Annotated in this window: 11 protein-coding genes; 7 read left to right on the top strand and 4 right to left on the bottom strand. The window is 66.6% G+C overall.

The window, feature by feature from the left end:
- Positions 1-3 precede the first annotated feature (3 nt).
- The 3 genes from UU9_RS03690 (at position 4) to UU9_RS03680 (ending at position 9,389) form a co-directional block, all read left to right on the top strand.
- Positions 4-3,459 carry a glycosyl hydrolase 2 galactose-binding domain-containing protein gene (locus UU9_RS03690; RefSeq protein WP_237710203.1) on the top strand — a complete coding sequence of 1,152 codons (3,456 nt, stop codon included), beginning with the start codon at positions 4-6 and terminating at the stop codon, positions 3,457-3,459.
- A 162-nt stretch (positions 3,460-3,621) separates the two neighbouring features.
- Positions 3,622-6,804 (top strand): TonB-dependent receptor, encoded by a 3,183-nt coding sequence (locus UU9_RS03685; RefSeq protein ID WP_007080373.1) that lies wholly within the window; start codon positions 3,622-3,624, stop codon positions 6,802-6,804.
- 302 nt (positions 6,805-7,106) lie between these two features.
- On the top strand, positions 7,107-9,389 hold the full coding sequence (locus tag UU9_RS03680; RefSeq protein WP_083838913.1) for a GH92 family glycosyl hydrolase: 2,283 nt from the start codon (positions 7,107-7,109) through the stop codon (positions 9,387-9,389).
- Between the two features lie 25 nt (positions 9,390-9,414).
- Here UU9_RS03680 and tsaA read toward each other — a convergent pair whose 3' ends face one another.
- Positions 9,415-9,960, bottom strand: a complete 546-nt coding sequence (tsaA, locus tag UU9_RS03675) for a tRNA (N6-threonylcarbamoyladenosine(37)-N6)-methyltransferase TrmO (protein WP_007080371.1) — start codon at positions 9,958-9,960, stop codon at positions 9,415-9,417.
- A gap of 209 nt (positions 9,961-10,169) precedes the next feature.
- Between tsaA and UU9_RS03670 the strand changes: the two genes are divergently transcribed.
- Positions 10,170-11,939, top strand: a complete 1,770-nt coding sequence (locus UU9_RS03670; protein ID WP_040670171.1) for a sensor domain-containing diguanylate cyclase — start codon at positions 10,170-10,172, stop codon at positions 11,937-11,939.
- Here UU9_RS03670 and UU9_RS03665 read toward each other — a convergent pair.
- A complete protein-coding gene (locus UU9_RS03665) occupies positions 11,932-12,465 on the bottom strand; it encodes a DUF6630 family protein (RefSeq protein ID WP_007080369.1) in 534 nt (177 codons plus the stop codon). The genes UU9_RS03670 and UU9_RS03665 overlap by 8 nt on opposite strands.
- 171 nt (positions 12,466-12,636) lie before the next feature.
- Here UU9_RS03665 and UU9_RS03660 point away from each other — a divergent pair, with 171 nt between their 5' ends.
- On the top strand, positions 12,637-14,325 hold the full coding sequence (locus tag UU9_RS03660) for an ArnT family glycosyltransferase (RefSeq protein ID WP_007080368.1): 1,689 nt from the start codon (positions 12,637-12,639) through the stop codon (positions 14,323-14,325).
- A 32-nt stretch (positions 14,326-14,357) separates the two neighbouring features.
- Here UU9_RS03660 and UU9_RS03655 read toward each other — a convergent pair whose 3' ends face one another.
- Positions 14,358-14,957, bottom strand: coding sequence for a YrbL family protein (locus UU9_RS03655; protein WP_162098764.1), 600 nt, complete (start codon positions 14,955-14,957; stop codon positions 14,358-14,360).
- Between the two features lie 114 nt (positions 14,958-15,071).
- Between UU9_RS03655 and UU9_RS03650 the strand changes: the two genes are divergently transcribed.
- The gene (locus UU9_RS03650) at positions 15,072-17,063 is read left to right on the top strand and encodes an LTA synthase family protein (RefSeq protein WP_007080366.1); all 1,992 of its coding nucleotides are present in this window, start codon (positions 15,072-15,074) and stop codon (positions 17,061-17,063) included.
- A 53-nt stretch (positions 17,064-17,116) separates the two neighbouring features.
- On the opposite strand, the gene UU9_RS03645 is transcribed toward UU9_RS03650, so the two are convergent.
- Positions 17,117-17,584, bottom strand: a complete 468-nt coding sequence (locus UU9_RS03645) for a Dps family protein (protein WP_007080365.1) — start codon at positions 17,582-17,584, stop codon at positions 17,117-17,119.
- Positions 17,585-17,720: 136 nt separating this feature from the next.
- On the opposite strand from UU9_RS03645, the gene hrpA reads away from it, so the two are divergent.
- The coding region (gene hrpA / locus UU9_RS03640) for an ATP-dependent RNA helicase HrpA (RefSeq protein WP_040670177.1) at positions 17,721-19,721 on the top strand (2,001 nt) is incomplete at its 3' end.

The following is a 19,721-nucleotide window of genomic DNA, read 5'->3' as shown; positions in this document are numbered from 1 at the left end:
GTCATGGCCGCCGTCTTGTGGATGGTCGTGCCGGTGGTTTCCGCTGCCGTCCACGGCCCCTGGAATGCGCAGGTCCTGCAAGGTGGCGTCGGGCTCGATGCGCCGATGCCCGATCACGCCACGGTGCTCGACGCGAAGGCCGACTGGAGCGCCCATTCCTGGGTGTATCCGGCGCAGGTGTCGCAAGAAAAAGTATTGCTGGCCGGTTTCGGCGATCCCGCCGGGGCGGCGCGCTACTTCCTGATCGATCACGGTCGGCTGGGATTCTGGTGGGGAAACGCGTCGACCGTGTCATCGCCGGCTGCCTTGAGTGCGGGGCACTGGCATTTCATCGCGGCCGTCTCCAACGCCGACGGTTTCTCGTTGTACCTGGATGGCAAACGGGTGGCGTCCGCGACGGCACCGCAGGTCGCGGTTGCCGCGAAGATGGTCATCGCGCCCGTCGCGCCATGGCCCGATGCGGACCACTTCGGTGGCAAGGTGGCCGGTTTCACCGTGCAGGATGGCGCTCTCGACAGCCGCCAGCTGGCGGCCATGGCCAAGCGGCCGCCCGATCCGCAGCTGACCCGGTTCGCCGACGCCTCGCCGCACTGGCCGGTGCAGGTCAAACAGATGGCCGGGCAGGTCGAGCCGCAGCCGCCGGCGACCTTGCCGGTAAGTCGCGCGCCGTTTTCCGCGCCTTCCGAAAAAGCGCCGGGCGATCGCATGGCCCTGAAGCCCGACGGCGCGCGGCAGTGGGAGCTGGGACGCTGGCAGCTCGCTTCCGCCACGGAACTCGACGGCGCAAAAGGCACCGCCATTTCGCTGCCGGGTTACGCGGGCGGCAAGCCGTGGATGAAGGCGACGGTGCCGGGCACCGTACTGACTACCCTGATCGACCGCGGCGTCTATCCCGACCCGGCGTACGGCCTCAACAACATGGCCATCCCCGAGTCGCTGCATCAGCACGACTGGTGGTATCGCACCACGTTCGCCTTGCCGGCCGGGCTTGCCGGCCAGCCGTTGCGACTGACGTTCGACGGCATCAATTACGCCGCCGAAGTGTGGGTCAACGGGCAGCGCGCGGGGCAGGTCGTGGGCGCCTTCATCCGCGGGCAGTTCGATGTCACGGGCTTGCTGAAGCCCGGTCAGGACAATGCGATCGCGGTGCGTGTGTCGCCGCCGCCGAATCCCGGCGTGGCGCACGAACAATCAATCAGCGCCGGCGCCGGCCCCAACGGCGGCATGGAGGCGCTGGATGGCCCCACCTTCATCGCCAACGAAGGTTGGGACTGGATCCCGGCGATCCGCGATCGCGATACCGGCCTGTGGCAGAAAGTGGTGCTGAGCGCAGCCGGCCCGGTGCGGATAGGCGATACCCACGTCGTAACCCGCCTGCCGGATGCGGACCATCACCAGGCGGAAATCGACGTCGACGTGCCGCTGGAAAATGCCGGCGTCACGCCCATCCAGGGGCAACTGCGGATCGCCTTCGGCGACGTCAGCGTGGACAAGGCGGTGACCGTGGCGCCCGGCGGCACGACGGTAAAACTGCGCCCCGCCGAGTTCCCGGCGCTGCGGGTGCAGCACCCGCATCTGTGGTGGCCGAACGGCTACGGTGAGCCGTACCTGTACGACATGAAGGTCAGTTTCGCGACGGACGGAAAGACGTCCGATCAATCGCAGTTCCAGTTCGGCATCCGCCAGATCAGCTACGAGCTTTCGCTGTTCGACCGGCAAGGCAGTTTGCGTCGGGTGCTGGTGACGCCGGACATGACGAGCGCTCCGGGCGAACGCCTGGTCGACGTCACCCACAAGGGCATCCGCGAGACACCGGACGCGTGGGCCTATTCCCTGTTGCCGGCGGCGGAACATTCGCCGGCGGTGACCGAGCTGACCGACAAGCGGCTGGCGCCGTACCTGATTCTCCGCGTCAACGGCGTGCGCATCGCGGTGAAAGGCGGCAGCTGGGGCACCGACGATTTCCTCAAGCGCATCTCGCGCGAACGGTTGGAGCCGTACTTCAAGCTGCAACGCGACGCCCACATCAACGTGGTGCGCAACTGGGTGGGGCAGAGCACCGAGCCGGTGTTCTACGAGCTGGCCGACAAGTACGGCCTGCTGGTGTTCAACGATTTCTGGCAATCCACCCAGGATTACAACCTGGAGCCGCAGGACGATGCGCTGTTCCTGCGCAACGCCGCCGACACCATCAAGCGCTACCGCAACCACCCCAGCGTCGCGCTGTGGTTTGGCCGCAACGAGGGTGTGCCGCAGCCGTTGCTGAATCAGCGGCTGGACAAGTTGATCGCGGACCTCGACGGCACCCGGCTGTACATGCCCAGCTCCAATCGCATCAATCTGTGGAACAGCGGCCCGTACAGCTACCAGCCGCCGGCGGCGTACTTCACCACGCTGGCCAAGGGCTTTGCGGTCGAGGTGGGCACGCCGTCGTTCCCCACGCTGGAGTCGTTCGAGGCGATGATGCCCGCGGCCGATCGCTGGCCGATCAGCGACAGCTGGGCGTATCACGACTGGCATCAATCCGGTAACGGCGACGTGGGCAGCTTCATGGCCGCCATGCGCACCGAGTTTGGCGAGGCCACCAGCCTGGCGGACTTCGAGCGCAAGGCGCAGATGATGAACTACGTCAGCTACCGGGCGATCTTCGAGGGCCTGAACGCAGGCCTGTGGACGCAGAACAGCGGCCGGTTGTTGTGGATGAGCCACCCGGCCTGGCCCAGCACCACCTGGCAGATCTACAGCAGCGACTACGACACCCAGGCGTCCTACTACGGCGTCAAGGAAGCGTCCGAGCCGGTGCACGTGCAGATGAACCTGCCCGACCACCGCATCGTGGTGGTCAACAACACCGCCGCGCCGCTGCATGGTTTGACCGTGTCCGCGCACGTCTTCGCGCCCGATGGCAACGCCCGGCGCGATTTGGCCACGGACACTGCCACGCTGGATGTGCCGGCCGTCGCAGTGACGCCGGTGACAATGGGGAAGGCCGACATAGGTCGCTTGTCGAGCGAGCACGGCCTGGTGTTCGTGCAGCTGCAACTGCGCGACGCGGCCGGCAACCTGGTGTCGCGCAATTTCTACTGGGTGGCGCACGAGCCGACCGACCTGCGAAAACTTGGTGATCTGCCCGAGGTGAGCCTGGACGTGCGTGCACGGCGCGGCGCCAACGGCGGCATCCGCGTTTCCCTGCGCAACCCCTCCACGCATGCCGCGCTCAGCACCAAGCTGACCGTGGTCGATGCGCAGGGGCGGCGCGTCCTGCCGGCTTACTACAGCGGCAACTACCTCAATCTCGCGCCCGGCGAAACGCGCGAAATCACCATCGCGGGCGATACCGCCAGCGCGCTGGATGGCGCGGCGAACGTCGAGGTGCGCGGATGGAATGTGCGCCATCGGTCAGTGCCGTTCGGTACGCCGGATCCGGTGCCACCCGTACCGCCAACCAGCGATCGCTGAAACGATAGATCGTTGCCGCCGGTCGGGCGGCAACGTGATGCAAGGGCAATCGATCTCCAACGCAGCATCGGTAGGGGGAGACTGACGGCTCGGATAGGTAGCGTTACCAGAAGAACAAGGTCAAACAACGAAGGTGCGGATCAAACCACGGAGGAGAGAGAAATGAGTCGTTTCAATTACGGTAATTTTCAGATGAAGCCCCTGGTAGTGGCGGTGGCAACCAGCCTGGCGATTGGATGCTCCGCCGCTGCATGGGCAGCGCCCGCGTCGTCCGCATCGGCGGCGGCGGAACAGTCCACGCCCGCCACCGGGCAGAAGCAGGGCGGCCAGGACGCCACGAACGGGAAGGGCGATGCGAAGCAGGATGACGCGACACGCCTGCAGGCGGTCACCGTCACCGGCATCCGCGCATCGGAAGCCCGGTCGGTCGAGCTGAAGCGCCTCGCGCCGTCGATCCAGGACAGCATCTCCGCCGTGGACATCGGCAAGCTGCCCGACGTGACGATCGCCGATTCGCTGCAGCGCATCACCGGCGTGCAGATCAACCGCTCCGGCGGCGAGGGCAGCTCGGTCAACGTGCGCGGCTTGCCGCAGGTGGGCACCACCTTGAACGGCGAGTCGTTCCTCACCGCCGGCTCGATCGTGTCGGTGCAGCCCAACTTCACCGACATTCCCTCGCAGCTGTTTTCCGGTGCGGACGTGATCAAGTCGCCCACCGCCAGCCTGTTGAGCAGTGGCATCACCGGCACGATCAATCTGCGCACGCGCCGCCCGTGGGATCTGGAATCGGGCTGGACGGTCGCCGGTGCCGCCGACGGTTCGCATGGCTCCAAGGTGGACAAGTGGAACCCGGAGGCCAACGGCCTGATCGGCTTCAACGACGAGGGCAAGTGGGGCGTGCTGGTGTCGGCCGCCTACTCCGATAACACGCTGGAGAACTCCACCGACGGCATGGACCAGTACGGCGGCAAGTTCTATGGCGAGAACGCGGCCAGCGCCACCGACGGCAGCGGTTTCCTCGGTGGCTTCAACACCGCGCCGATTCCCTCGGCCATCAACCAGCTCGGTGGCGGCAATGTCGACGTGAACGGCAACGGCAATGCCGGCGATGCGTTCTACGGCAGCCAGAACTTCACCGCCATCGACCGCCAGCTCGAGCGCAAGCGCCTCGGCATCAACGCGTCGGCGCAAGCCGATCTGGGCGCGGGTTTCACCCTTACCAGCGATGCGTTCTTCACTCGCCAGAAGCAGTTCAACCGACAGACCGGCTACCAGCTGAACTCCGCCAGCTGGATGGGCGGCACGTTCGTGCCCGTGGTAGCGCGCGATACCGGCAAGACGATCCAGGGCGCCTACAACGGCGACGAGGGCTGGAACCAGGAGTTGTACACCACACAGGTGTACCAGAAGTGGCTGGGCGATTTGGAGACCTACGCCGAGAACGACGTCACCAACACCATCTCGCGCAACTTCAACCTGCAGCTGGACTACGACAACGGCGGCAATTTCACCGGCAGCGTTCGCGGTATCACCGCCAGCGCGCATGAAACGCTGATGCAGAGCTACGTGCAGTTCGCTGATGCCGACGGCACGGCGTGGCCCAACGATCCGGTCGATGCGGCGCCGCCGGGCACGTTCATCTATCCGGGCAGCAACCGGGTATTCAACCCGAACGGCTTCGCGCCCAACGTGGTGCCGGTCACCGTCGACATGCGTGGCGACCACCTGGCCATCACGCTGCCGCAGGCATTGCAGACCTACCTGTCCGATCCGAACAACTACGCGTTGAAAACGGTGTCCAGCGAAGGCAACCATGAGCGCGAAAGCGACATGAACATCCTGCGCGCCGACGGTCATTACCGCTTCGACGATTCCGGCTTCAAGCTCGACTTCGGCATACGCAGCAGCATCCGTTCGGCATCGAACATCAACTTCAACATGGTGGCACCGGTCTATGCCGGCAACGGCGCCAGCGACCCGAATGGTTGCCTGGTGCGCTGGAAGGCCGCCGACGTGGTGTTGAATGGCGGCGGCATCGACGGCGCCTGCACCGCGGGCAACGCGCAGGGCTTCTACCGTGCCGGCGTCATTTCCGCGCAGAACCCCAGCCAGCTGCCCGGGATCATCGGCAACAACATGCGCCACGACAACGGCCTGGCCGGCGTCAGCGGCGTGAGCATCTACAACCTCGACCCGAAGGCGATGGATAACCCGCTCGCGTTCCAGGAAGCCCTGTATCCGGGTGAGCAGCGCAACGTCGATCCGGGCGGTACCTGGGCCGTGCGCCTGAAGGAGCGGACCGCCTACCTGCAAGCCGATTTCGACAGCGACGGCGAAGTGCCGATCAGCGGCAACCTGGGCCTGCGGATGGTGCGCACCACGCTGGACGTCACCCAGCATGCGGTGGGCGACGCCGCGCCGTACGGCCTGCTGGCCGCGGACAACGGCACCATCCGCAGCTCGCGCACGTATACCGACTACCTGCCGGCATTGAACCTGGCGTTCGACTTCACGCCGGAACTCAAGCTGCGCCTGGCGTACTCGAAAAACATGATGCCGTTGAACCTCGACCAGTGGGGCGGTGGCCTGACCCTGAACTACGGCATCGACACCTCCACGCCCGGTTCCACGCTGTTCCGCGTGCTGGGCGGCAACTCCTCCGGCAACCCGAACCTCGACCCGTGGCGCTCGTCGAACTACGACGCCTCGCTCGAGTACTACATGAGCCCGTCGACCATGGTCAGCGTGGCCGCGTTCTACATCGACGTGGACAGCTTCATCAACAACGGCAGCGTGCAGAACTGCGCCTTGCCCGACCAGGATGGCACGGTGCGCAACCACTGCGTGTCGATCAACGGGCCGGTGCAGGGCGGCGGCAACTGGTTGCACGGCTTCGAGTTCGGTCTGAAGCAGGACTTCAAGTTCCTGCCCGGCATCTGGTCGAACTTCGGTGTCGGTGCCAACTTCACCTTCTCGCCCAGCAACACGGGCACCGACCTGGCCGGCAACGAGATCCCGTTCCAGGACAACTCCAAGAAGCAGGCCAACCTGGTCGTCTGGTATCAGGACGACAGGTTCGAGGCGCGCGTGGCGGGCAACTACCGCTCCAAGCGCGCCGTGTCGCAGAACTTCGGCGGCATCCAGGGCATGGAGATGTACCAGGAGCCCACGTTTTACGTCGACGCCTCGGTCAGCTACAAGGTGACGCCGAACGTCGAGGTGTACGCGCAAGGCTCCAACCTCACCAACGAGCATGAGCGCTACTACCTGGTGTGGCCCGACCAGGTGGCCAACACCACGCAGTTCGAGCGCCGCGTGATGCTGGGTGTGCGTGCGCACTTCTGAGTGAAGTGAAGGCGGGTGCGCCGGGGAGTTGCCGCGAGCGACTTCCCGGCGCGCCACGCTGTGGTTCAGGCACGCTTTTCCGTCGTCCCGAACCGTTCGACGTGGCGTATTACACTCGGCCGACACTGGCCGCAGGTTCGACGCTCCCGAACGGCGAGCGACAAAGCCGGCGGCAACCGGGCGTCGAAAGCCGACGATCGCTAACCCACGGTGAGAGTGCCATGTCGTCAACCAGAATTTTCATCCGCCGCCATGGGCGCCGGATCGCCATCGCCCTGCTGACCCTGCCCGGCCTGTCCGGTATGTACACCGCGCATGCCGCGAGCGTGGGTACGGACGCCTGGTCGGCGGTCGATCCGCGCATCGGCACGGGTGGCGATGGCCATACCTTTCCCGGCGCCACCGTACCGTTCGGCATGATCCAGCTGAGCCCGGACACGGCGATGCCGGACTTCAAGCATGCGTACAAATGGGCAGCCGGTTACCAGTACGGCGACAGCAGCATCATGGGTTTTTCGCATACGCATTTTTCCGGCTCCGGCCATTCGGATCTGGGCGACGTGTTGCTGATGCCGATTGCCGGTGACGTGCGGCTGGAGCCGGGCGATCCGGCCAGGCCGGGCAGCGGCTACCGCTCGCGCTTCTCGCATGACAGCGAAGTGGCGCAGGCCGGTTATTACGCGGTGACGCTGAGCGACTACGGCGTGCGCGCCGAGCTCACCGCGGGGCGCCGGGTCGGCTGGCATCGCTACACCTTCCCGGCGGGCACGCCGGCGCACGTGCTGCTGGACCTGCGTCCCAGCATCTACGACTACACGGGCAAGGTGTTGTGGGCCAGAGCGCGCGTGCACGACGACGGCACGGTCACCGGTTGCCGCACCACGCGCGGCTGGGCACCGGGACGGGAGCTGTGCTTCGCGATGCGCTTCTCGCAGCCGATGGTTTCGCGCCGATTGCTCGATCGCGAAACCGATGTCGTCTACAAGGGGTTCAAGGGGCCAGGCAACCAGCCGGTGGACAACGATGCGCAGAACGGCCGCGCGCTGGTCGGCGTGTTCGATTTCGGCGCGTTGAAGCAGCCGCTGGAGGTGAAGGTGGCGATCTCGCCGGTGAGCGAGGCCAACGCGGTCGCCAATCTGGACCAGGATGGCGCCGGCTGGGATTTCGACGCCCGCCGTGCGGAGGCGAAGGCCGCCTGGGCCAGGGAGCTGGCGGTGGTCGACATCGATGCGCCGAAGACGGCAAGAACGCAGTTCTACACCGCGCTGTACCACGCGATGCTGTCGCCGACGCTGAGCATGGACGTCAACGGCGATTACCGCGGGCCGGATCATGCGGTGCATCGGGCGAAGGATTTCGAGTTCTATTCCACCTGGTCGCTGTGGGACGTGTATCGCGCGCAGCAGCCGCTGATGGTGTTGCTGCATCCCGCGCGCAGCACCGATTTCATCCGCTCGCTGATCGCCGCGCGCGAGGCCAGCCCGTTCGGCATCCTGCCGGTGTGGGCGTACCAGGGGCTGGAGACGTGGTGCATGATCGGCTACCACGCGGTGCCGGTGATCGCCGATGCGTACATCAAGGGCGTGCGCGGTTTCGATGCGGAAAAAGCGCTGCAGGCGATGGTGGCCAGCGCTAGCTACGGCCCCTACGGCGACCTGGCCGATTACATGAAGCTGGGCTACGTGCCGATCGACAGGGAGCCCGAAGGTGCCTCAAAGACGCTGGAATACGCCTACGACGACTGGTCGCTGGCGCAGATGGCGAAGGCCATGGGCAAGGCCGATGTCGCGGCCACGTTCGAAAAGCGCGCGGGCAACTGGAAGAACGCGTGGGACCCGCAGACCGGCTTCATGCGCGCCCGCCTCGCCGACGGCACATTCCGCGAGCCGTTCGATCCCACGGCCGCAGGCTACGGCAGCGATTTCACCGAGGGCAACGCCTGGCAGTATTCGTGGTACGTGCCGCAGGACGTGGCGGGGTTGATCGGTGCGATGGGTGGCGACGAGAAATTCGTGGCCAAGCTCGATGCCCTGTTCGACGCCAAGGTCGACCCCGCGCACTTCAAGCACGTGGAAGACATCACCGGCCTGATCGGCTGGTACGCCCACGGCAACGAGCCCAGCCATCACATCGCCTACCTCTACGACTACGCCGGCGCACCCTGGAAAACGCAGGCACGGCTGAAGCAGATCATGGACAGCCAGTACGCGGCGCGGCCCGATGGGCTCAGCGGGAATGACGACCTGGGCCAGATGTCGGCCTGGTACGTGTTCACCGCGCTGGGCTTCTATCCGGTGACGCCGGGTAGCGACGAGTACGCGATCGGCCGTCCCTTCGTGGCGCGCGCCAGCCTGCATGTCGGCAACGGCCGCACGTTCACGGTCAGCGCCACGCCGCTGGACGATGCCCATCCCTACGTGGGTGCGGTGACGCTCAACGGCAAACCGCTGGCGCGCACGTTCCTGCGTCACGCGGAGATTGTCGCGGGTGGTGAGCTGCACTTCACCATGCAGGCGCAGCCGGACAAGCGCTGGGGCACCGCCGTCTCGGCGCGGCCCGCGTCGATGAGCGCGTACCGGCCGTAACCCGCGGCAACGCGGACGACGCTTGCTACGAAGCGTTGGTCGGCGGCGTCTTGCGGGGACGCCGCGGCCCGGGGGCGGATTGTCGACCCTGCGCTGCGTCGATGGCATCGATCCAGCCGGCGCGCGCCGTGGGGAAGGCATCGGCGTAGGGCACGTAGGGCTTGATGTCGAGAATCGGCGTGCCGTCGAGCAGGTCCATGCCGCGCACGCGCAGCCGCGTTTCCTCCACCGCCACCAGTTCCACCGCGGACAGCCCGATCGCGTTGGGGCGATGCGGCGAACGCGTGGCCAGCACGCTGCGCTTGCCGCCGCCGCGGGGCGGCTTCACCTCGGCCTTCCAGCCCTCGCTGCGATGGAAGGCGAACACCAGCCAGATGCGCTCGAACCCGGCCAGGTCGCGGAACGCGGCGGCCGGGAAACCCTCCACGAATTCGATCAACGCCTCGGCCGCCGCCGCCGTGGCCGTGCCTGCCACCACGGTGGATTGGTGGGGCGCGTCGATGCGCTGCGTGTACGGTGATCGCGCGTAGGCGATCGCATGGCAGGGCAGGGAGAAAGGCGTGTCGTGCATGGTCGAAGCGGCTGCGGGGGAGCGCCATTATTCCATTGGCCGAGGTTTCGGTCCGTTTTCGGCTGTCTCCGTTGCGGGCCGGGTGGATCCGTCTGTCCGGGCGGCCACGTCATCGTGCCGAAAGGTGCCGGCGCGGGTTGACGCACCAGTCACGCTCCGTGAGGCCACGATGTGGCATGGTGAAGTGGGCAGTTTCCAAGGATCCGTGCATGACCGACGCTCCCCAACCTGCGGCTGAAGACGCTCGCGCGGAGCGGCTTGCGGCCTTGTCGGCACTGGATACCGAGGCCGATCCGCTGTTCGACGCGCTGGCCCGCAGCGCTGCCATTGCGACGGGCGCGCCGATCGCGCTGATCACCCTGATCGACAACGAGCGCCAGTGGTTCAAGGCCAACATCGGTTTCGCCGGCCTGCGCGAGACGCCGCGTGACGTGGCGTTTTGTGCGCAGACCATCCTCGGCCCCGAGCTCATGGAAGTCACCGATGCCGGCAGCGATCCGCGCTGGGCCGAGAATCCGCTGGTAACCGGGTATCCGGGTATCCGCTTTTATGCGGGGATGCCATTGACGCTGAAGGACGGTGTCCGCGTCGGTGCGCTGTGCATTCTCGATCGCACGCCGCGCAAGTTGAATGACGAACAGCGCCGGGTCCTGGCGGCCCTGGCCGCGGCCGCGGTCGAGGCGCTGGAATTGCGCATGCTGTCGCTGCAGCGCCAGGCCGTGCAACAACGCCAGCGCGATGACGCCGTTTCGGGCCTGGAGGCGGCGAAAGCGATGGCGGCGCTGCTCGCCCGCACCGACCGGTTGATGGGCGCGGGGCGCTGGTCGCTCGATCTGGACACGAAGCAGGTCAACTGGTCCGATGAAACCTGTGCCGTGCATGACGTGCCGCCCGGTCATCGTCCGCCCCTGACGGAGGCGTTCAACTATTACACACCCGAAGCCAGGCCGAAGATCGAATTGGCCGTAAAGGCGGCCATGATCGATCCACATGCAAGCTGGGACATGGAGTTGCCCATGCTTACTGCCAAGGGACGACAGATATGGGTGCGCACCATCGGTTTCGCGCAAATGCAGTCGGCACCCGCCCGGCTGGTGGGCGTGGTCCAGGATATTTCCATCCGCCGGCGTGTCGTGGCGGCGCTGGAGGCCAGCGATCGCCGGTTTCGCAAGCTGTTCGAGTTCAGCCTTGGCCTGATCTGCACGCACGACCACGAAGGCGTGGTGCTGTCGGTGAACCCCGCCGCGGCGGCATCGCTGGGCTATTCGGTGGGCGAGCTGCTGGGGCGATCGCTGACCGATTTCATCCCACCCGAACGCCATGCCGCGTTCCACACCTACCTGTTGCAGTTGATGACCAAGGATCGCCACGCCGGCATGCTGGAACTGATTGCCAAGGACGGCGGCCGGCGCGTGTGGCAATACCAGAGCGTGCTGGACGACCAGAGCGAGGAACCCTATGTGCTGGGGCACGCGCTGGATATCACCGAGCGCTACCAGCAGGAGTTGCGGCTGTGGGACGAGGCCATCCGCGATCCACTCACCAAATGCTTCAACCGCCGTTACCTGGACAACCTGTCCGGCGCGCTCGCGTCCGAGGCGTGGGGTTGCATCGCCATCGACCTGGATCACTTCAAGCAGATCAACGACCAGTATGGCCATCAGCGCGGCGATGAGGTGCTGGTGGCCATGGCCAGATTCCTGTTCAGCCACGCCCGGCGCGACGACCCGGTGGTGAGGCTCGGTGGCGACGAGTTCCTGCTGCTGCTGCGTGGCGCGGATGACGAGGCGACCGCGCGGGTGGCGCGCGAGATCGAAGCGGACCGTGCCTCCGCACCGATCGGATTCACCTTGGGCGCCGCCAGTTTCGGGCACGGCGTGTCGCTGTTCGACGGGCTGGGCGAGGCGGACCGGCGTCTTTACCAGCGACGGGCGATCGATCGTGCACCTTCCTCCGGCGCCGCCGATCGGGTCAGCTGACTTCGCTGCCCAGGCGCAGGTTGATGCCCAGCGCGGTGGCCAGTTCGCGCATCGGCTCCGCGTCGCGGGTCAGCGTGATCCAGCCGGCGTGGCTGTCGTTGTCCGCTTCCCACGTCCACAGCGTGTAGCCGTATTCGGCCAGGCAGTCGTAGGCGGTGCCCAGCAGCGAGGCGCCATCCATGTCCTCGAAGAAATCGTCATCGGCGGGGTCGCCGTTCCAGTCGATGGACAGGTTCCAGCGGGCGCACAACTCGTCGATCACCTGCACCAGTGCCCGCGAATCGCCGGCGTCGATGTGAAAGCCGGAGCGCCAGTCGATCACGTGGGCCATCATGTGGACCGGTTCGTAGCTGTCCTCGGCCATCGGCGCCACCGTCTCGCGGTAATCGTCGAACTGCTGCAGCGCGGTGTCCTCGTCGCCCGGGTTGATCAGCTGCAGCAGCTGCCACACCAGTGCTTCCACGGAGGCATCCTCGATGTCGTCGAACGCGTCGTCCGCATCGTAGTCGTCGTCGGAAACACTCATGGGGCATGTCTCGGGGGGAGGATGCCTATGGTTGCGCGTGCGGGCGGGATTGGAAAGCCTGCCGCGCCGGCCTAAGCCGATCCTAACGTCGACGCTGCACACTGCTCCTTTCCCGCCTCAGGTACGCGCCGGCTTTTTGCTAGAGTCCCGGCGCAGACAACGGACTGAAGAATGACAACGATCGACGACGATACGCGCGCCCGACGCATGTTCTGGTGGTTCATGCTGGCAGCGCTGGTGGTGCTGGCCGCGGGCATCGGCCTGCGCGACCCGTGGCCGCCGGATGAGCCACGCTTCGCGCTGGTCGCGCACCAGATGCTCAGTTCCGGGCAGTGGCTGTTCCCGCATCGCGGGATCGAGCTGTATTCGGACAAGCCGCCGCTGTTGATGTGGTGCGAGGCGATCACCTTCTGGCTTACCGGCGGCTGGCGCGGCGCCTTCCTGCTGCCCTCGCTGCTGGCCGGGCTGGGCAGCCTGCTGGTGGTCTACCGCACCGGGCGGCGCCTGTGGAACGCGCGCATCGGTTTGCTGGCGGCGGTGCTGCTGCTGGCGGCGATCCAGTTTGTCGATGTGATCAAGCACGCGCAGATCGACCCGCTGCTGCTGTTCTGGGTGACCATCGGCAATGCCGGCCTGCTGGTGCATTGCCTGCGCGGCCCGGATTGGCGGGCGTACTGGCTGGGCTGCTTCGCGGCCGGGCTGGGCGTGATCACCAAGGGCGTCGGCGTGCTGGTACTGCTGATGCTGCTGCCGTATCTGTTTGCGCGGTTGCGGCAGTGGCCGGGGGTGACGCAAACCCGCGGTGATGGCTGGCGCTGGGCCGCAGGTGCGCTGGCGTTCCTGCTGCCGATCGCGCTGTGGCTGGTGCCGATGCTGGTGGCGGCCTACGGTTTCAACACGCCCGAATACATCGCCTACGTGCAGGATCTGCTGTTTCGCCAGACCGCCCAGCGCTACGCCAATTCATGGGCCCATGCGGAGCCGGCCTGGTTCTTCCTGCTGGTGATGGCGCGCGACTGGTTTCCGGTTTGCCTGCTGATCCCGCTGCTGTTGCCGGCATGGCGCGATGCGCTGCGCGGCCGTGAGGCACGCGTATTGCTGCCGCTGGCGTGGTGGTTGCTGGCCTTGCTGTTTTTCAGCATTCCCTCCGGCAAACGCGAGATCTACCTGTTGCCGGCGTTGCCGATGGTGGTGCTGGCGATGGCTCCGTTCGTGGACGGGCTGCTGGCCAGGCGCTGGTTTTCGCGGGCGGCGTTCGCGCTGGGCGTGTTGATGGGCGTGGTTTTCCTGGCCGCCGGTACCTGGGCGCTGTCAGCTCATCCGCGCGCCGCGCAGCGTATCGCCGCCGGGTACGAACTGCCCGATGGTGGCGCCGCGTTGTGGTGGTGCGCGATCGGCGTGGGCGTGCTGTTTGTACTGGCGGCGGCGTGGTTCCGTCCCCGCCGTGGCGTGCTGGCGTTGCTGGTGGGGCTGGGTGCGGCGTGGGTGGGCTGGCCGGTCAGCACGTACCCGCTGCTCAATGACAACCAGTCGGTGCGTGCGCTGATGCGCAGTGCGGATGAGCGGATCGGCCCCGACGGTGAACTGGCGCTGGTGCAGTGGCGCGAGGAGCTGCTGCTGCAGGCACGGCGGCCACCGGTGGAGTTCGGCTTCTCGCGGCCCGCGGCGCAGCAGATGCACGATGCGCTGGCGTGGCAGGCGCAAGCGCCGCAGCGGCGCTGGATCCTGGTCAACAGCGACGCCTTGGGCCCCTGCGTGGACCCGGCGCGGGTGGTGCGACTGGGCGTGGCCAACCGCAATGCCTGGTGGCTGTTCGACGCGGCGGCGGTGAAGCCGGGTTGTTCGATGGCGTCGCAATGAGCCGGTGGCGCCTCACGCGACGCCGGTGGCGCTCAGGTCACGCCGGCCTGGCAACGGCGCACCAGCCGCTCGAATTTCCGGCGATTGACGGTGGCGTTGTGGCGACGGCTCATGGAGCGGTGCGGGATGATGTTTTTCTCGCCGAAGCCGTCGATCATCATCAGCCGCGGCGCGGTGCCGTCGTTGCTGCCGTAAACCATGTTGAAGGCGTGCAGGTCGGTGGCGATCACGTTGTGCCGCAGCAGCGCGGCGAGCAGGTCGTCCAGCGCCTGGCGCATTGCGGCGGTGAAGCCGTCGCGGCCCAGCCAGGTCGCCAGCGTGGGCGCCAGCGCGCCATCGGCACCGAGGATCTTTTCCACCACCAGGCCCACGCCCAGGTCGGTGTCGGCCAGGCCGATGACCGCCGCCAGCGGGGTCGGGCCCGGGTCGGCGTGGCGCGAGGCCAGGTATTCCTTGAACTCGCGCACGTAGCCGCGATACGGGCCGGTGCGCGGCCATCGTGCTGTCGCCGCGGCGTTTTCGATCAGGTCGGTGCGGATCACCTTCACCAGCTGCCCCGGCTGTTCCGGGTGCTGGTACACCTGCCGGTGCTTGCCGGTGGCGATCGGCGTGGCCTGGCTGAGTTGAAGCATGCGCGGCATCCCTGTTCGACTGGACGGTCATTGTGCGGCAGCGCCGCAACGATCGCATCCCGCGGCGCACTCATGGCGCTGCGCTAAACTGCACGGCTTCACCGGAGACTTCGTATGCGACGGCTTTCCTGGCGCTTTTTTGCGGCCACCATGGTTCTGCTGACGCTCAGTCGGCTGGGTCTGTCGGTGTGGCTTTGGTCGCGGGTGCAGCCGGCGGGTGGGCTGTGGCCGATCCTGTTCGGTGGCTGGCGCATCGACCTGAGTTTCCTGGCGATGATCTGCGCGTTTCCCATCCTGCTGTCGCCATGGCTGGGTCATCTGGCCTGGCCCACGCGCATCACCGCGTGGTGGTACCGCGTGTGGTGGCTGCTGTTCGTGCTGCTGGAAGTGTCCACGCCGCAGTTCATCCTGGAATACGACACCCGTCCGAACCGGCTCTACATCGAGTACCTCACCAGTCCGCGCGAGGTGTCGGCGATGTTGTGGCACGGCTACAAGGGCGTGCTGTTTTTCGGCGTGATCGCGCTGGGCCTGCTGGGCTGGTGGGGCTTCCGCTGGCTGCGCACGTCGTTGGTCGATGCGCGCATGAAACTGGCATGGCGGCCGGTGGTGACGGCGGTGGCGTTCGCCGTGCTGTTGCTGGTGGGACGCGGCACGCTGGAGCATCGCCCGCTCAACGCGTCGATGGTGGCCTTCAGCGACGACAGCATGGTCAACACGCTGCCGCTGAATTCGCTCTACAACGTGGCCAACGCCATCCGCGGCATGAGCAACGAGCGCTCCGCCGCGACCGTCTACGGCAAGATGCCCGAGCCCGAGATGCAGCACATCGTGCGCGAGGCGGCGGGTTTCACCGGCCCGATGCTCGATCCGAAATACCCCAGCATGCACCGCCAGCAGGCCAGCGCGAAGCCGGCCAAGCCGCTGAACCTGGTGATCATCATGGAGGAGAGCCTGGGCGCGCAGTTCATCGGCACGCTGGGCGGGCAGCAGCTGTCGCCGCAGTTCGATGCGCTGTCGAAACAGGGCTGGCTGCTGGCGCGCACCTACGCCACCGGCACCCGCTCGGTGCGCGGGCTGGAGGCGGTCAATACCGGCTTCCTGCCGACGCCGGCCGAGGCGGTGCTGAAGCTGCCGCGCAGTCAGCATGGCTTCTTCACCATCGCCGGCTTGCTGGGTGAATTCGGCTACCACTCGCGCTTCATCTACGGCGGCGAGGCGCACTTCGACAACATGAAATCGTTCTTCCTGGGCAACGGTTTCGACGAGGTGATCGACCAGCCGAAGTTCCAGGTAAAGCCCGGTTTCACGGGGTCGTGGGGCGCGTCCGACGAGGACATGTTCAACGAGCTGCATCACCGGTTGATGCAGGACGGCGACAAGCCCAACTTCACGCTGGCGTTCAGCGTGTCCAACCACACGCCGTGGGAATATCCGGCCGGCCGCATCAAGGCCACGGAACCCGCGGCCAGCGTGCAGAACACCGTGCGTTATGCGGACTGGGCGATCGGGCAGTTCTTCGAGCGGGCGAAGAAATCGCCGTACTGGAACCACACCGTGTTTCTGATCGTGGCCGACCACGACGCCCGCGTGTTCGGCGCCAGCCTGGTGCCGGTACGGCATTTCCATATCCCCGCGCTGATCCTGGGGGCGGGCGTGCCGGTGCAGCGCGACGAGCACATCGTCAGCCAGATCGACCTGGCGCCCACGCTGCTGTCGCTGATCGGCATCAGCAGCGTGCACCCGATGCTGGGCGCCGACCTCACCCGGCGTTATCCGGACCGGGCGATCATGCAGTACGGCGACAACTACGGTTACCTGAAATACGACCAGTTGGTGGTGCTGCAGCCGCACCAGAGCGCGAAGCAATTCCACTACGACGTGGGCACCGAAACGCTCACCCCGGTGCCGCTCGACCCGACGCTGGACAAACTGGCGCTGGCGCACGCGTTGTGGCCAAGCTGGGCCTACTTCAACCAGCGCTATGTGTTGCCGCCTGCCAGCGAGCAGCATGCGGCGCCGGCCACCGCCGGCAGCGCGGCCAAGCCGGCGGTGGTGCCGATCAAGGTGAACACGCCCGATTGCTGCGTGACGCGGCAGCTTTAGAAAAACAAAAACCCGGCATGACGCCGGGTTTTTGTTGTGGAAGCGCGTAACGCTCAACGCAGCAGCGAGCGCAGCATCCAGGCGGTTTTCTCGTGCTCCTTCAGGCGGCCGGTGACCATGTCGGCGGTGCCCTCGTCGCCCGCCTTGTCGGCGACCTTGATGGTCTCGCGGGCGGTGGCAGCGGCGACCTCGTGACCCTCGACCAACTGGCCGACCATGTCCTTCCATTCCGGCACGCCGGCCTCTTCCTTGATCGAGGTGAGCTTGCCGAACTGGCTGTAGGAGCCCGGCGCGAACACGTCCAGCGTGCGGATGCGCTCGGCCACCTCGTCGGCGGCCAGCCACAATTCGTTGTACTGCGTCTCGAACATCGCGTGCAGGCTGTTGAACTGCGGGCCGGTGACGTTCCAGTGGAAGCTGTGGGTCTTCAGGTAGAGCGAATACGTGTCGGCCAACAGCTTGGACAGGTTCTTGGCGACCGCTTCGCGATCCTTTTTGGCAATGCCGATGGAAATGGCCATGTGTCGCTCCTTCTTGGTGATCGATGCGATGGACCCACAGTAGCGGGGCGATCGCCGTTGGTGAAATGAAACCTTTGTATGCCGCCGATAGCTTTCGACTATCAGGCCGTCGCCAGCAGTTATCATGCGCGGTTCGATGAATGCCTCCGACCCGCCCACTCCCGAATCCGCCGCCGATCCCGGCCTGCGCAAGCTGCGCGGGCAGTTGGACACGGTGGCCAGCCGCGACTTCGGTCGCCTGCTGGGTCGCTGGCGCACGCTGTCGCGCCGGCCCGATGAGAACAAACTGGCGGCATTGCGCGCGGATATCGAGCGGTCGGCGGCAAAACGCCGCACGCGCGTCGCCGCCAAGCCGGCGATCCGGCTGGACGACTCGCTGCCGATCAGCGCCCGCGCCGACGACATCGTCAAGCTGATCCGTGAGCACCAGGTGGTGGTGATCGCCGGCGAAACCGGTTCGGGCAAGACCACCCAGCTGCCCAAGCTGTGCCTGGCCGCCGGCCGCGGCGAGGCGGGCATGATTGGCTGCACCCAGCCACGCCGGCTGGCCGCCCGTTCGGTGGCGCGCCGCGTGGCCGAGGAACTGGGCACGCCGGTGGGCGACATCGTGGGTTTCCAGGTGCGCTTCAACGACCAGGTGTCCGAGCGCAGCCTGATCAAGTTCATGACCGACGGCATCCTGCTGGCCGAAACCCAGGGCGACCCGTGGCTGAGCGCGTACGACACGCTGATCATCGACGAAGCCCATGAGCGCAGCCTCAACATCGATTTCCTGCTGGGCTACCTGAAGCAGTTGGCGGCGAAGCGGCCACAGCTGAAGATCATCGTCACCTCGGCCACCATCGATACCGCGCGCTTTGCCGAACACTTTGGCGGCGCGCCGGTGGTGGCGGTGGAAGGGCGTGCGTATCCGGTGGAACTGCGCTGGCGCCCGGTGGATGGCGCCCGCCCACCTGTGGGAGCGACTTCAGTCGCGATGGACGGCGCGAGGGAATCCGGATCGCGGCTGAAGCCGCTCCCACAGAAAGCCTCCATGCAGCAAGGCAGCGCCGAGCACATCGCCGCGGTGCTCGACGAAATCAGCCACGACGACCCGCGCGGCGACGTGCTGATTTTCCTGCCCGGCGAGCGCGAGATCCGCGACGCGCACCAGCTGCTGTCGCGCCGGCAATACCGCGAGACCGAGATCATGCCGCTGTACGCGCGGCTATCCGCGGGCGACCAGGATCGGGTGTTCAAGCCCGGCATCAAGCGCCGCGTGGTGCTGGCCACCAACGTGGCCGAGACCTCGCTCACCGTGCCGCGCATCCGCTACGTGATCGACACCGGCACGGCGCGGGTGAAGCGCTACAGCCAGCGCAGCCAGCTCGAACGGCTGCATGTGGAGCCGGTGTCGCAGGCCGCCGCCGACCAGCGCAAGGGCCGCTGCGGCCGCGTGGGGCCGGGCATCTGCTATCGCCTCTACGACGAGGTGGATTTCGCCGGCCGCGCCGCATTCACCGACCCGGAACTGCTGCGCTCGTCGCTGGCCAACGTGATCCTGCGCATGCTGGCGTTGAAGCTGGGCGACGTGGAGCAGTTCCCGTTCCTGGACGCGCCCGATCCGCGCGTGGTGGCGGACGGCTATCGCCGCCTGGCCGAGATCGCGGCGATCGACGACGCGCGCAAGCTCACCGCGATCGGCCACACCCTGGCGCGGCTGCCGATCGACGTGCAACTGGCGCGCATGCTGGTGGAAGGCGAGAAGCTGCACAGCCTGCGCGAACTGCTGACCATCGTCTCCTTCCTCAGCATCCAGGACCCGCGCGAGCGACCTTCCGACGCACGCCAGCAGGCCGATACCGCGCATGCCGTGTTCGCCGATCCCAAGTCCGATTTCGTGGGCGTGCTGAATTTGTGGAAGGCGTATCACGACGCCCACGAGGAACTGACCCAGTCGAAACTGCGCGACTGGTGCTCACGGCATTTCCTCAGCTTCATGCGCATGCGCGAATGGCGCGAGCTGCATCGGCAGTTGTTGCTGGTGGTGGGGGAGCTGGGGTGGAAGCTGGACGTCCATGCTCCCTCTCCCCCATCGCCCGCGATGGGGGAGAGGGTTGGGGTGAGGGGGCGCTCTTCGCCCCAGCAGAAGCCCCCC

The sequence above is a fragment of the Rhodanobacter fulvus Jip2 genome, from assembly GCF_000264315.1.
In the GTDB taxonomy this organism is placed as follows: Bacteria; Pseudomonadota; Gammaproteobacteria; order Xanthomonadales; family Rhodanobacteraceae; genus Rhodanobacter; species Rhodanobacter fulvus.
The sequence above is the reverse complement of the archived record's forward strand: the minus strand, read 5'-3'. Positions and strand labels throughout refer to the sequence as shown.

Excerpts from the sequence above, each read along its gene's own strand:
- UU9_RS03690 (WP_237710203.1), top strand. The coding sequence starts at position 4 with ATGGCCGCCGTCTTGTGGATGGTCGTGCCGGTGGTTTCCGCTGCCGTC.
- UU9_RS03685 (WP_007080373.1), top strand. The coding sequence starts at position 3,622 with ATGAGTCGTTTCAATTACGGTAATTTTCAGATGAAGCCCCTGGTAGTG.
- UU9_RS03680 (WP_083838913.1), top strand. The coding sequence starts at position 7,107 with ATGTACACCGCGCATGCCGCGAGCGTGGGTACGGACGCCTGGTCGGCG.
- tsaA (WP_007080371.1), bottom strand. The coding sequence starts at position 9,960 with ATGCACGACACGCCTTTCTCCCTGCCCTGCCATGCGATCGCCTACGCG.
- UU9_RS03670 (WP_040670171.1), top strand. The coding sequence starts at position 10,170 with ATGACCGACGCTCCCCAACCTGCGGCTGAAGACGCTCGCGCGGAGCGG.
- UU9_RS03665 (WP_007080369.1), bottom strand. The coding sequence starts at position 12,465 with ATGAGTGTTTCCGACGACGACTACGATGCGGACGACGCGTTCGACGAC.
- UU9_RS03660 (WP_007080368.1), top strand. The coding sequence starts at position 12,637 with ATGACAACGATCGACGACGATACGCGCGCCCGACGCATGTTCTGGTGG.
- UU9_RS03655 (WP_162098764.1), bottom strand. The coding sequence starts at position 14,957 with ATGCTTCAACTCAGCCAGGCCACGCCGATCGCCACCGGCAAGCACCGG.
- UU9_RS03650 (WP_007080366.1), top strand. The coding sequence starts at position 15,072 with ATGCGACGGCTTTCCTGGCGCTTTTTTGCGGCCACCATGGTTCTGCTG.
- UU9_RS03645 (WP_007080365.1), bottom strand. The coding sequence starts at position 17,584 with ATGGCCATTTCCATCGGCATTGCCAAAAAGGATCGCGAAGCGGTCGCC.